Here is a 13,186-nt window from a genome sequence, read left to right as displayed (position 1 = left end):
CCGTCCCGGGACACCACGCAGCGGTCCCGCGGGCCCCCATGGTTTCACGAGCGCCCGGCAGGAGTGCCGCCACCGCCCCGGCGGCGGAGCCCGGATCGTGGCGGCAGGGCGTTCCTCGTCCGGCCGGCCGTCCGCGGACTGCGGCGTCCGGCCACCGGTGGCAGACTCGAATGGCCAGGGAATCCCTGCGCGACACCACGTCCACGACCTGCACCGACGAGTTGAGCGGGGCGTCAACGGGCCCCGCCGGAGGAGCGCAGCGCCATGCTCGACCCGACCTTCGTCCCGGGCGCCCCGAACTGGATCGACCTCGGCACACCCGACCTCCACGGAGCCACCGCCTTCTACCGGGGCCTGTTCGGATGGGACCTGGTCCCCGGCGGCCCCGAGACCGGCGGCTACGGGATGTACACGCTGGACGGCCGGACCGTCGCCGGGGCGATGACCGTCACCGACGAACAGGCCAAGCCGACGTGGTCGGTGTACTTCCAGTCGCCCGACGTGGACGCGACCGCCCGCGCGGTCGAAGCCGGGGGCGGAAACGTTCCCTTCGCGCCGATGGACGTGCTGGAGTACGGCAGGATGGGCGGGTTCACCGACCCGGCGGGCGCCTACTTCGGCTCCTGGCAGCCCAAGCAGAACCCCGGACTCGGTGCGACCCAGGTGCCGGGCACGCTCCTCTGGTCCGAGCTCTACACCCCGGACGTGGAGGCGGCGAAGGCGTTCTACGGACGCGTCTTCGGCTGGGACGCGGAGGCCACCGAGTTCCCCGGCGGCACCTACACGATGATCCGCCCGGCCGGTACCGAGGGCGACGGCGAGGCCGCGTTCTTCGGCGGGCTGGTCGGCCTGGACGAGGTGCCGAGCGAGGCACGGTCCGGGCCGCACTGGCTGCCGTACTTCTCGGTGGACGACGTCGAGGTGCTGCTGGGCGACGCGGTCCGGCTCGGCGGGGCCGTCACCCTCGGCCCGATGGACGTCGAGAAGGTCGGCGTGATGGCCAACGTCACCGACCCGTACGGGGCTTGCTTCGCCGTCATCAAGCCCGCGCCGATGGAATGAAACGCCCTCGTCCCCGGTGCGGCCCCCCTCCCCGCGCCGGCTGAAGGCGTGGCCAGAAGTATTCGTTCAACGGATGTTTATTGACGGGCGGCATGCTGGGCGCATGCTGATCAACACCACCACCGAGGACGCACTCGCCTGGCAGGAATCGGCCCTGTGCGCTCAGACCGGTCCCGAGTTCTTCTTCCCCGCACCCGGAAGCTCGACGCGCGAGGCGAAGCGGCTCTGCTTCGCCTGCGAGGGGCGGGTCGCATGCCTGGAGTACGCCCTCGCCAACGACGAGCGCTTCGGCGTCTGGGGAGGCATGTCGGAGAACGAGCGGGACCGGCTGCGCCGCTCCGGCCGCGCGAGCGCCTGACCGGAGCGGACACGGCGCCGCACAACTGCGGGAGCGCTCGGTGGCGGGAGCGCTCAGGCGGCCGGGATGCGGAAGGTCTTTCCGTACACCTGCCACTCCAGCGGAGTGGCCAGCTCGAAGTTGCCGGCATCGAGGAACACCCGCTGCATCGTGTCGATCCGGGTCGTGTTGCGCTCGGTCGGCTTCGCGAGGATCGCCTTGCGGCCCGCGTCCAGGAAGATGTCGAGGTAATCCTCCTCGTCACCGCCCTCGGCGACCGTGTCGGCCTCCGCCAGAGCGGCGTCCCGGATGCCGTAGAAGCCGGTCGCGTCGGTGTCCGGCCCGTGCAGCACCATGGCGTCGTAGTAGATGTACTGGCCGAGCGGCCCCAGCCCGTCCAGCTTCGCCTGCCGCACGGCGGGCTCGTAGTAGAGCCGGTCCCGGGTCTCCTCCTGCGCCGCGCGGAACGCCTGGTCCTTCGCCGCCAGCCGCCAGGCGTCGGTGAACCCCGGGTCCAGCCCTTCGTGCGAGGCGGTGCCGTTCACCTTGCGCAACGCCGGCAGGAACGGGGCGAGCGGGTTGTCCGGATGCTGCGCGGTGTAGTGCTGGACCAGGTCCAGCATGTCGCTGGTGCCCGAGCAGAAGCCGACGATCCCGGCGGTGTAGCCCGAGCCGTCCCCGGTGTCCTCGATCGCGCCGTACCGGCTCCGCCAGTCCAGCGTCGAACTGTCCGCACTCGACACCAGCTCCGAGACGATCTCCTTCATCGCCGGATCGGCCAGCCCCGGAGGCTGCTCGGCGATCTCCGCGTCCTCCTCGGCGCGGACGTCCGCCGCCGATTCCTTCTCGGCGGCTGCCGACGGCTGCCCGGTGTCCGAGGGGAGTTCGTCACCGTCTGAACCCCCGAAGACCAGGGAGAGGACGATGATGACCGGGACGCCGATGACGGCGAGACGTATCGCAGGTTTCACGCCGCACAGTCTAGGGGGGTTCACAGGAACCCCACGGGTCAGCCCTTCCCCCGGTCCGGGGCGGCGCCGAACCGGGTCCGCCCCGGGCCCGCCGGGGCGCTTCCGTCGGGGTGATTCCTCCGGAAGCGCCCGTCGTGGCAGCGGGCGTGGGCTGCCTACTTCTGCCAGCCGACCGTCTCCGGGAGCGGGTTGTGGAAGATGGTCGCCCCCGCGTTGGCGAGACCGTTCTTCACCGCGTACGTCGACGGGCCGCTGAACAGCGGCAGGAAGGCGTACTCCCGCAGGGCCTTCTGCTCGACCTCGTTGACCGCCGCCACCTGCTCGTCGAGGTCGGCGATCTCGGTGGTGGCACGGATCTCGGCGTCCAGCGCCGGCGAGCCGGCACCGGTGAGGTTGGAGTCACGGTCCGAGCAGTAGAAGTCGCAGAGGTACCGCGCGCCGAACGGGTCCATCGAGCGGTTGCCCGACAGGAAGAGGTCGAACTTGCGGTCGCTGAGGATGCCGGCGAAGTCCGCCTCGTCGGCCTTCTTGACGACCAGGCTGATACCGACCGGCTTCAGCATCGCCGTGAAGGCACCGGCGAGGGCCTTGTCGAGCGGGTCGTCGCCGAGAAGCGTGTAGCCGATTTCGAGCTTCTTGCCGCCCTTCGCACGCACGCCGTCCGCCCCCGCCTTCCACCCCGCCGCGTCGAGCGACTTCTTCGCCTCCTCGGGCGCGTACGTCAGCACGGCGGAGAGATTGTCCCGGTAGCCCTTCTGGAAGCTGTACAGCACCGCCGAACCGGGCAGGGGTTCGGTGTAGTCCAGCCCCTGGAACTGGATCTTCGCGATCTGGGCACGGTCGATGCTCTCCTCGACCGCCTTGCGGACCTCCTCGTCCGCGAGGACGGCGGACTTCGTGTTGAAGTACAGCGAGTACTCGAACGGACTGCCGCCGCTGCGGATCTCGCTCCCCTTCAGCCCCTTCACCTGGTTGAGGCTCTCCGCGTCGACGGCGGACGCGAGGTCGATCTCGCCGTTCTTGAACGCGTTGACCGCGGCGGTCGACTCCAGGTTCACGTAGACACGCTTGTCGAGCTTGCCCTTCCTGCCCCACCACTTCGGGTTGCGGACGAAGGTGATGTTGCCGGAGTGGGTGTCCCAGGAGCCCACGGTGTACGGACCCGCGCCCCACTCGGGATGCGCCTTCTTCACGTAGGCGTCGTTGAAGTGGGCGACCGTGGCGGCCTCGGGGTGCAGGAACGTGGTGAACAGGCTCGACCAGGAGGCGTTGACCCCCTTGAAGGTGATGACCGCCTGCTTGGCGTCCGCCCCCTTCCCGACCGAGGTGATCCGGTCGTAGCCGTCCGTGGAGGAGGCGGCGAACTCCTTGTCCGAGCCGTTGTTGGCCTTCCAGGTCGCCTCGATGGCCGTCCAGTCGATCGGCGTTCCGTCGTTGAACACGGCCTTCGGGTTGATCGTCAGGGTGACCTTCTGGTTGCCGCCCTCGACGGCGACCTTCACATCGCTGTAGTAGTCCGGGTTGTACTGCACCTCGCCGGTCGGCGAGTAGGTGATCGCGTCCGCGTTGTACCAGGCCCAGACCCGGGCTGCGGTCAAGGTGGAGTTGACGTTGAAGGGGTTGCCCTGGTCGTCGAAGGTCCCGACCGTCGTGTAGGTGCCGCCGTCCTTGATCTTGTCGTACGGCTGCGGGTTGTAGTCCGCGGCGCCGGAGGCGGCGGCCGGGACGTTCTTCCTGTCCGCCCGGGGGGTGTCCTTCCCGGAGGAGGAGCACGCGGTGGCGGTGACGGAGATGGCGGCGATCAGGGCGAGCGGCAGGGCCAGTCGTGCGCGCATGGCGGGACGGTTCCTTCGGAGTCGGGGGTGGGGAGGCGGAACGGAGGGGCGACGCGGGGCCGGTCGGGACCGGCGGGCCGCGGCGGGCAGGGACCGTGGAGTGCTCAGTCGGCGTGACAGGCGTAGCTGTGGCCGGGCCGCCCGGCCACCCGCGTCGGCGCGGGGCGTTCCGTACGACAGCGCTGCCGTACGCCCTCGTCGGCGAGGCGGTACAGCGGACACCGGTCGACGAAGACGCAGCCCGCGGGCAACCGGGTGGCGCTCGGCTGCTCGCCCCGGAGCACGACGCGCTCGCGGGTGCGTTCGCGCCGGGGGTCCGGCACCGGGATCGCCGACAACAGGGCCTTGGTGTACGGGTGCCGGGGGTCGGCGAAGAGGTTCTCGGTGTCCCCGGTCTCCACGACGTGGCCGAGATACATCACCGCGATGCGGTCGGAGACGTACCGGATCACGGCCAGATCGTGCGCGACCACCAGATAGGCGACCCCGAGTTCGCGCTTGAGCCGTGTCAGCAGGTTGATCACCCCCGCCTGTACGGAGACGTCGAGCGCGGACAGCGGCTCGTCGAGGACCAGCAGCTTCGGCTCGGTCGCCAGGGCCCGGGCGATACCGACCCGCTGGCGCTGGCCACCGGAGAGCGCGGCCGGGAAGCGGTCGCCCACCGCGGTGTCCAGGCCGACGAGGCCCAGCAGTTCGGCGATCCGGACACGGATCGCCTCCCGGTCCCGCCCGATCGCGCGCAGCGGCTCGGCGAGCAGTTCGGAGACGGGGAGCCGCGGGTCCAGTGCCCCGAGCGGGTCCTGCATGACGATCTGCACGTCACGCCGCAACTCCCGTACCGCCGCGGCGGAACCGAGGGTGGCGAGGTCCCGTCCGGCGACCTCGATCCGGCCGCCCTCGGGCCGCCGCAGCCGGAGGATCTCCAGCAGCGTGGTGGTCTTGCCGCTGCCCGACTCGCCCACCAGACCCAGGGTCTCGCCGGCCCGGAGCTCGAACCCCACGCCGTCGACGGCGCGCAGGGTGGCGACCCGGCGCTTGAGGACGGTGCCCTTGGTGACGGGGAAGGTCTTGACGAGATCCTCCACGCGCAGCACGACCTCGCCCGTGCCCGGTGTGCCGGAGTGCGTTCCGGCGGGCGGCGCGACCGGCGTGACGTCCCCGGCCGGGTCCAGGGCACCGCCGTACGTCTCCTCGGCGCGCAGGCAGGCCACCTCGCCGTGTCCGCCGATGTGGCGCAGGGCGGGTTCGTCGGTGCGGCAGGCGTCGAGCGCGACCGCGCACCGGGGCGCGAAGGGGCAGCCGGTGGGGAGACCCACCAGGGCCGGCGGCTCTCCGGCGATCGGCAGGAGAGGCCGGTGCACCCCGCTGTCCACGGTCGGTACGGCGGCCAGCAGCCGTGCGGTGTACGGCATGGCCGGCCGCCGGAACAGCTCGTCGACGCCCGCCCGTTCCACGATGCGGCCCGCGTACATCACCGCGACCTCGTCCGCGTGGCCGGCGACGACCCCGAGGTCGTGGGTGATCAGGACGAGCCCGGCGCCGGTCTCGCGCTGGGCGAGCCGCAGGACGTCGAGGATCTGGGCCTGCACGGTGACGTCGAGCGCGGTGGTGGGCTCGTCGGCGACGAGGACGGACGGCTCGTTGGCGATCGCCAGCGCGATGACGACGCGCTGGCGCATCCCGCCGGAGAACTCGTGCGGGAAGGACGCGGCCCGCTCACGGGGGTCCGGGATGCCGACGAGGTCGAGCAGCTCCACGGCCCGCTCCCGGGCGGCCCGCTTCGACAGGTCCTGGTGGACCCGGAGGGCGTCGGAGAGCTGCCGGCCCACGGAGAAGATGGGGGTGAGCGCGGAGAGGGGGTCCTGGAAGACCATGCCGATGGACTTGCCCCGGACGCCGGAGAGCTCCTTGTCCCCGAGTCCGACCAGGTCCCGCCCGCCCAGCAGCACTTGGCCCCGCAGTTCGGCGGTGGGCGGGAGCAGGCCCATGATGCCCATCGCGGTGGCCGACTTTCCCGAGCCGGACTCGCCGACGATCCCGAGCGTACGTCCCGGCAGCAGGTCGAAACCGACCCCGCGCACCGCCTCCACCCGGCCGGCCTCGGAGGGGAAGGAGATCCGCAGATCCCGCACCGAGAGCACGGGGGTGGCGGCCGTGGGCGGCACGCGTCCGGGCAGCGGAGTCGTGAGGGTCATCGTCGGCCTCCCGCCGCACCGGTCACGGACGTGGGATCGAGGGCGTCCCGCAGCCCGTCGCCGACGAACGTCATCGACACGGTCAGCAGCACGACCAGGCCCGCGGGGAAGGCGAAGAGCCAGGGCGCGCTGGTGATGGCCCCGGCGCCGTCCGCGAGCATGGTGCCGAGTGAGACGTCGGGCGTCTGGACGCCGAACCCGAGGAAGGACAGCGCGGTCTCGCTGAGCACGGTGGCGACGACCCCGAGCGTCAGGTTGACGATCAGCAGCGAGCCGAGGTTGGGGATGATGTGGCGCAGGATGACGCGCAGCGGCCGGACCCCCATGAACTCCGCCGCCGTGACGAAGTCCCTCTCGCGCAGGGAGGTCGAGACCGACCAGATCACCCGGGCCGTGGACATCCAGCCGAACACCGTCAGCACGACGATGAGGACCCGCCAGTCGCCGGCCAGCCGGTGGGAGACCAGGGCGAGGATGAGGAAGCTGGGGACGACCAGCAGGAAGTGGATGAGGGCGAGCGTCGCCTTCTCGGTCCGGCCGCCGAAGTAGGCGGCGCTGGAACCGACGACCGCCGCGACCACGACGGTCAGCACCGACACGCTCACCGCGATGACCAGGGAGCGCTGGAGGCCGTGCACGGCCGACGCGTAGATGTCGTTGCCGCCCTGGTTGGTGCCGAACCAGTGGGCGGAACCGGGGGGCTGGGTGAGCGCCGCGAAGTCGGCGTCGGAGTACGCGTACGGGGTGAACAGGCCGCCGAAGGCGCTGAAGAGCACCAGAGCCACGAAGATCACCACGCCGAGGACGGCCAGCCGGTTGCGCAGGAACCGTCGTAGATGGAGCCGGGCCAGGCCGAGGTGCCGGCCGTCCTTGGCGGGAGGCGCCGCCTGCGCGCCCGGTGCGGTGGTCCCCGTCGTCAGGTCTGCCGCCACGTCAGCTCACCCGCACTCTCGGATCGAGGAAGACGACGGTGATGTCCGCGAGGACCGCCCCGATCGCGGTCAGCGCCGCGGCGAAGGCGGCCGTGGCGACGGCGCCGTGCACGTCGTTCTTGCTGATGGTCTGGACGAAGTAGCGCCCCATGCCGTTCCAGCCGAAGATCGTCTCGGTGATGACGGCGCCGGTGAAGAGGGCCGGGACACTGAACGCCACGGAGGTCGCCGTGGGAATGAGGGCGGCCCGCAGGGCGTGCCGTCGGACGGCCTGGGCCCTGGTGAGGCCGGTGGCCCGGGCGGTCCGCACGAAGTCGGCGTCGATGGTGTCGAGCAGCAGCGAGCGCTGCGTCAGGTGGTAGCCGACGTAGCCCATCAGGGTCAGCGTGAGCGTCGGCAGGACGAGATGGAGGAGGCGGTCGCCGATCGTCGGCAACACCCCTTCGACACCCGGGGAGTTCTCACCCGCCACGGGGAGGAAGTGCACGCCCGCGTGCTGGTTGAACCAGATGGCGACGAAGACCACCGCGAGCGCGGCGACCGACGTGGGCACGTTGAACACCGCGATGGACACGGCCTGCGAGACCCGGTCCGCCCAGCCGTACTGCCGGGAGGCGGTGTACACCCCGAGCCCCACACCGATCACCACGGACAGCACCGTCGCGATGAGCACCAACTCCGCGCTGACCAGGGACCGGTATCCGACCTCCCCGTTGACCCGGACGCCGGTGGGGGACTTCCCCCAGTCGAAGTGGAGCACCACCGAGGTGAGCCAGTCCCACCATCGGTGCACCACCGGCACCCGCGGATCCAGGTTGTAGGGAGCGAGGGCCCGGTCGATCTGCGCCTCGCTGCGCGCGGGGCGCAGCTCCTTGAAGTTCGACCGCGGGTCGAGAAACCAACTGGCCAGGAAATAGGTCGCATTGGTCGCGACGGCGATCATCAGCAGCCAGCCCGCGATCTTTCGCGTCACATGGCGGAGCATGTGCACCGCCTCCGTGGCCCGTGGGGCGGGACGGGGCGAGTGCGCCGGGGGAGGGAGGGAGTGGGCATGGGCGTGGGGGACCTTCTGGGGGGACGTGGGGGTGCGCCGAGGGGTGCGGCCGTCATTCTGGTGCGGGCCTCGCGGTGGCGCCAGTGTTTCGGTGGTCCTGCCACGAGCCCGAAACGCCGCCGTAGTAATCACACCGGAACTCCGGGCGATGTGAGCGGTCTTGGGAGGGGGTGTGCCCACCCTTGTGGCAAGCGGCCCGGCCTCGGTGATGCGTACGAAAGGAGCGGGTGCGTCACGCGACGTACGAACATGGCGATGGATCGGTGGGGGCGCGGCAGAATCCCCCCATGACCGACAACCGGCCCGTGGTACTGGCCTGCGCCCTGCTCGACGGCCTCGACCCGCTTCCCTACCCCGCCCGCATGCGGGAACTCGCTCACCGCGCAAGGCTGTTGGCCGATGGCGGTGAACTCCGCCCGGTTTTGGAAGAGCTGGAGGACGGTGAACCGTACGAACGTGGCGTGGCCGTCCTCGCGGCGGCGGCCGGCGGCGACCGGGAGTGGGTGGCCCGGCGCGTCGCCGACGAGGACCCCTTCGTCCGGGGCCAGGCGCTGCGGGTGGCGGACGGGCTCGGCGTGCCCGACTCCGTGTTCGAGGAGGCGATGGCCGACGCGTCCGCCGCCGTACGGCTCCGGCTCATCCGGGCGGTCGTCGCGAGCCGCCGCGCGGCGCTCGCCGACCGGCTGATCGTCTCCCTGCGCCGCACCTGGGGCGACGCCGAGGCGGCCCGGATACTGCCCGGCTGCTCGCCGGAGACCGTGGCCGCGCTGCTGCCCGAACTCTCCCACGCCGCCGCCTGCTGGTCCTCGCTCGGGCGCCACCACCCCGGTGCCTGTCTCGACCAGGCGACCCGCGAACTCGCCGCGCTGCCGGAGGACCGGCGCGACCTCCGCTGGTGGTCGTCCGGGTGTGCGCGGGGCGTCGCGACGGCGGCGGACCGGCTGCCGCACCGCGTCCTCGACCTGCTGGAGGCGTACCCGCCCGCCCGGCTCCCCTTCGTCCTCCGCCGTCACCTCGGTGCGCTCGTCGGCGCCGACCCGGTGCGCTTCGTACGCCTGTTCCTCGGCCCCGGCCGGACGGAGTTCCCCCGGCACGGCGTCCTCAGCGGCGTTCTGCTGCGTCGCATGGCCCGGTCCGCGCCGGAAGAGGAACTGGTCGCGCTCGGCAGGACACTGAGGGACGACTCGGCCGCACTCGCCCGGCTGATGCGCGCCCTGCCGCCCGGCCGCCGGGCCGGGTTCCACGGGTCCGTCACCGGCCGCGACACCGGCAGCGCCACCGGAACACCGGTCGACGCCGCCGTGCTCGGCGCCCTGCCGCGCAACCGGGTCGCCGCGACCGCCCGGAGCATGGCCGCGTGGGCCCGCGACCACGGCGAACCCTGGGACACCGTCCTGCTCGCCGAGTCGTACCTACCGCCCGAAGAGGTCCGCGAACGCCTTCTCACCGCGACCCGGCGGCCGGCCGCCGAGGACCGCGCGACGGCCTGGAGCCTGCTGATCCGCAACGCCGGACGCTCCGGTGAGCCCGCCACCGTCCACGCCGTACTCGACGACATGGGGCGGCTGCGCAACGAACAGGAACCCGTGCGCACCGCCGCGCTGTGCGCCCTCCGCGCCACCCCGCCCACCCTCTTCACGGCCGCCTCGGAGCCCCTGCTCGACCGGATCGCCGCCGACGCCGTCGAGGCCCGCGACTCCTCCGCCGCCACCCGCTCCTTCCTCTCCTCCCTCGCGGTGGCCGTCCTGCGCGAGCACGCCGTCACCGGCCGCCGCGCGCTCGTCAGCTGGTCCCTGCGCACCCTCGTCCGGCTCTCCGGCACCACGGGCGCCGCCGACCTGGGACGGCTCGACCGCACCCTGCGCAAGGGGCAGGAACACCTCGTGTTCGAAGCGCTCCGGCCCTGGCTGGAGGCAGGAGCCGACAAGTCGGACTACGAACTCGTGCTGGCGCTCGCCCAGGCCGTCGGCCGCCGAGCCGAGGGCATGGACGAACTCCAGGAGCTGCTCCGCCAGGCCGTCCGCTACGGGAACACGGCCACCGCCCGCCAGGCGATCCCCCTGTGGCTGCGACCGGTACGGCAGCGCGACGCGCGCGTCGCGCAGGTCCTGGAACGGGACCTCACCGCCGTCGTCCTTCCCGCCGTCCGGCGGATCGTCACCGCGCGCCGCACCGACCTGCTGGACCATGTGCTCGGTGCGCCGGTGCCGCCCGGCAGGTTCGCCACGCGTGAGGCCGACCGTACGCTGCCGGTCGGCCGCGAGACCGTCCGCTGGGTGCCCCGGCAGCAGAAGGCCGCCCTGCGCGGACTGGAGAAGGCGGCGGGTGACAAGGAACTGCCGCTGCTGACCCGGGCGGCGGCCGTCGCGCAGGTGGCGGCGGTACCGGGAACGGGCGCCGGGGCCCTGCGGAAGTGGGCCGGCGCCCCGGACGTCGTGGTGGCCGAGGCCGCGCTCGCCGCCCTGGGCCGCACCGACCGACCCGCCGAGGCGCTGGACGGCCTGCTCGGCCACGTCGGCGGGGACAGGGCGCGCGTGGCCGTCTTCGCGGCGGGCCGGGCCTCACGGCACGTCCGTCCCTCCCGCCTCGTCGCGCTCCTTGCCGCACGGACCGCGCCCGGCACCGGAAAGGTCACCAGCCGTAAGGAGATGGTGCGGCTCGCGGCCCTCCGGCTGCCGCTGGAGCGCGCGGCCGAGGTGGTCGCCGGCGCCTACGGCGAGCCCGGCCAGCACCCCGACGTACGGGCCGCGTGCGTCGCGGTCGCCGACGTGCTGCTCGGCAGCGAACGGATCTGGGAGATGCTGGCCGACGCGGCCGGGAGCGACACCCCGGTCCTGCGCGGGGCCGTGCTGCGCGCCGTCCCCCACCAGGTGCCGGAGCGGCACCGGGCCCGGTTCGCCCGGCTGGTCCAGGAGGTGAGCACCACCGAGGACCCCGAACTGGCCGCCGCCGCCCACCGCGTGCTGGCCCACTGGCTGCCCTGGGCCCACGGCGCGAGCGAGGTGCTGCTCGCCGCCGTCACCGACCTCGACCGCCGGGGCGGCTGGACCGGCGCGGCGGACGCGCTCGTCCACGCGGCGTCGGCCACCCCCGAGGCGGCCGACGCCCTGAACCGCACGCTGACCCTGCTGGCCACCGACGACACGGCTGACGACGCCGGCGCGGACCGCGACCGGCCGGGCCGCCAGCGCCTCGTCCACCTGGTACGGGTGCTGTCCGGCGGGCACACGAGCCCGACCGGGACGCAGCGCGCCGTGCTCGCCGGCGCGGCGGACCGCCTCGCCGCGCACCGCGACACCGTGCCGCAGGCCGCCGCTCTCCTCGTCCGGGCCGTCGACGCGTACGCCACCGACCCCGACACCCTCCACACGGGCCTCGTCCGGCTCGCCGCCCTGCACGACGGCCGGCCCGCGCTGGCCGCCAGGACCGCCCGCACCCTCCTCGGCCATCTCGTGGCGGCGCGGCGGCACGGGGGCGCGGACCCCGACGTCCTCCTCACGGTGGCGGGCCGGCTCACCGCGACCGGCGGCGGCCCCGCGCAGGGGCTGTTCGCCGTCGCGCTCACGGTGGCCGGTGGCCGGAGCACGGAGTGGGCAGCGCCCTGGCGCACCCAGCTGCGGATACTGCGCCAGCACGCGGCGGCGGACGTCCGGGACGCCGCGTACGAGGAGTGGACCGCGCCGGAGTGACCGCGCCGGGATGGTGGACGGGTGGCGGAGTGGCGGCCGGTGGCCGGTGGCGGAGGGGCGGCCGCCGTGCGGGCCTCAGCGTCCGCGCGCCGCCACGCGGGCCTTGCGCGCCGCGAGCTTCTCGTCGAACTTCGACGCCTCGCTGTCCAGGCCGCCCATGTACAGGCCGAGCTCCTCCTGCGCCTGGAGCCCCTCCGGGCCGAGCCCGTCGATCTCCAAGACCTTCAGGTAACGCAGCACGGGCTGGATCACGTCGTCGTGGTGGATGCGCATGTTGTAGATCTCGCCGATCGCCATCTGCGCGGCGGCCCGCTCGAAGCCGGGCATGCCGTGTCCGGGCATCCGGAAGTTGACGACCACGTCCCGGACGGCCTGCATGGTGAGGTCCGGGGCCAGCTCGAAGGCGGCGCCCAGGAGGTTCCGGTAGAAGACCATGTGCAGGTTCTCGTCGGTGGCGATCCGCGCGAGCATCCGGTCGCAGACCGGGTCCCCCGACTGGTGGCCGGTGTTGCGGTGCGAGACACGGGTGGCCAGCTCCTGGAAGGCGACGTACGCCACGGAGTGCAGCATCGAGTGCCGGTTGTCGGACTCGAATCCCTCCGCCATGTGCGCCATGCGGAACTGCTCCAGCTTGTCCGGGTCGACCGCGCGCGAGGTCAGCAGGTAGTCCCGCATCACGATGCCGTGGCGGCCCTCCTCGGCCGTCCAGCGGTGCACCCAGGTGCCCCAGGCGCCGTCGCGACCGAAGAGCGAGGCGATCTCGTGGTGGTAGCTGGGGAGGTTGTCCTCGGTCAGCAGGTTCACCACGAGGGCGATCTTGCCGATGTCGGTGACCTTGGACTGGTCGGGAGCCCACGCCTCGCCGTCGTCGAAGACGCCCGGGAAGTTCCGGCCGTCGGAGAACGGGACGTACTCGTGGGGCATCCAGTCCTTGGCGACCTTGAGATGGCGGTTGAGTTCCTTCTCCACCACCTCTTCCAACGCGTACAGCAGCTGGGCGTCGGTCCACGCCTTCGAACTGCCGAGGTGGGGAGAGGTGATCGTCACGGGTGCTCCTGGGGACGGGAGATTTACCTACGGCTTCGTAGGTTACGTGTCCGTAGGTTAAGCG

General features: G+C 72.5%; 9 protein-coding genes. 3 read left to right on the top strand and 6 right to left on the bottom strand.

What is annotated here, in order from left to right; all coding sequences use genetic code 11:
• Positions 1–264 precede the first annotated feature (264 nt).
• Together ACFZAX_RS14450 and ACFZAX_RS14445 are read left to right on the top strand one after the other, a co-directional pair.
• Positions 265–1,062: a VOC family protein gene (locus tag ACFZAX_RS14450; RefSeq protein WP_390961704.1), complete on the top strand. Its 798-nt coding sequence runs from the start codon at positions 265–267 to the stop codon at positions 1,060–1,062.
• Between the two features lie 103 nt (positions 1,063–1,165).
• Positions 1,166–1,420: a WhiB family transcriptional regulator gene (locus ACFZAX_RS14445; RefSeq protein ID WP_390961702.1), complete on the top strand. Its 255-nt coding sequence runs from the start codon at positions 1,166–1,168 to the stop codon at positions 1,418–1,420.
• A gap of 53 nt (positions 1,421–1,473) precedes the next feature.
• Here ACFZAX_RS14445 and ACFZAX_RS14440 read toward each other — a convergent pair whose 3' ends face one another.
• The 5 genes from ACFZAX_RS14440 to ACFZAX_RS14420 all read right to left on the bottom strand — a co-directional run bounded on the left by ACFZAX_RS14440 (position 1,474) and on the right by ACFZAX_RS14420 (position 8,317).
• On the bottom strand, positions 1,474–2,370 hold the full coding sequence (locus tag ACFZAX_RS14440; RefSeq protein ID WP_390961701.1) for a chitosanase: 897 nt from the start codon (positions 2,368–2,370) through the stop codon (positions 1,474–1,476).
• Between the two features lie 155 nt (positions 2,371–2,525).
• A complete protein-coding gene (locus ACFZAX_RS14435) occupies positions 2,526–4,205 on the bottom strand; it encodes an ABC transporter substrate-binding protein (protein WP_390961700.1) in 1,680 nt (559 codons plus the stop codon).
• 104 nt (positions 4,206–4,309) lie between these two features.
• Positions 4,310–6,400 (bottom strand): dipeptide ABC transporter ATP-binding protein, encoded by a 2,091-nt coding sequence (locus ACFZAX_RS14430; protein ID WP_390961699.1) that lies wholly within the window; start codon positions 6,398–6,400, stop codon positions 4,310–4,312.
• On the bottom strand, positions 6,397–7,332 hold the full coding sequence (locus ACFZAX_RS14425) for an ABC transporter permease subunit (protein WP_390961698.1): 936 nt from the start codon (positions 7,330–7,332) through the stop codon (positions 6,397–6,399). The genes ACFZAX_RS14430 and ACFZAX_RS14425 overlap by 4 nt, the downstream gene beginning before the upstream one ends.
• Before the next feature lies 1 nt (position 7,333).
• Positions 7,334–8,317, bottom strand: coding sequence for an ABC transporter permease subunit (locus ACFZAX_RS14420; protein ID WP_390961697.1), 984 nt, complete (start codon positions 8,315–8,317; stop codon positions 7,334–7,336).
• 356 nt (positions 8,318–8,673) lie between these two features.
• Here ACFZAX_RS14420 and ACFZAX_RS14415 point away from each other — a divergent pair, with 356 nt between their 5' ends.
• The gene (locus tag ACFZAX_RS14415) at positions 8,674–12,075 is read left to right on the top strand and encodes a hypothetical protein (protein WP_390961696.1); all 3,402 of its coding nucleotides are present in this window, start codon (positions 8,674–8,676) and stop codon (positions 12,073–12,075) included.
• Positions 12,076–12,150: 75 nt separating this feature from the next.
• Here the strand turns inward: ACFZAX_RS14415 and ACFZAX_RS14410 are convergent, their stop codons facing one another.
• Entirely contained in the window at positions 12,151–13,122 is a 972-nt protein-coding gene (locus ACFZAX_RS14410) for an acyl-ACP desaturase (protein WP_390961695.1), read from the bottom strand.
• Between the last annotated feature and the right edge of the window lie 64 nt (positions 13,123–13,186).

The organism is Streptomyces sp. NPDC008125, assembly GCF_042957125.1.
Lineage (GTDB): Bacteria > Actinomycetota > Actinomycetes > Streptomycetales > Streptomycetaceae > Streptomyces.
The sequence above is the reverse complement of the archived record's forward strand: the minus strand, read 5'-3'. Positions and strand labels throughout refer to the sequence as shown.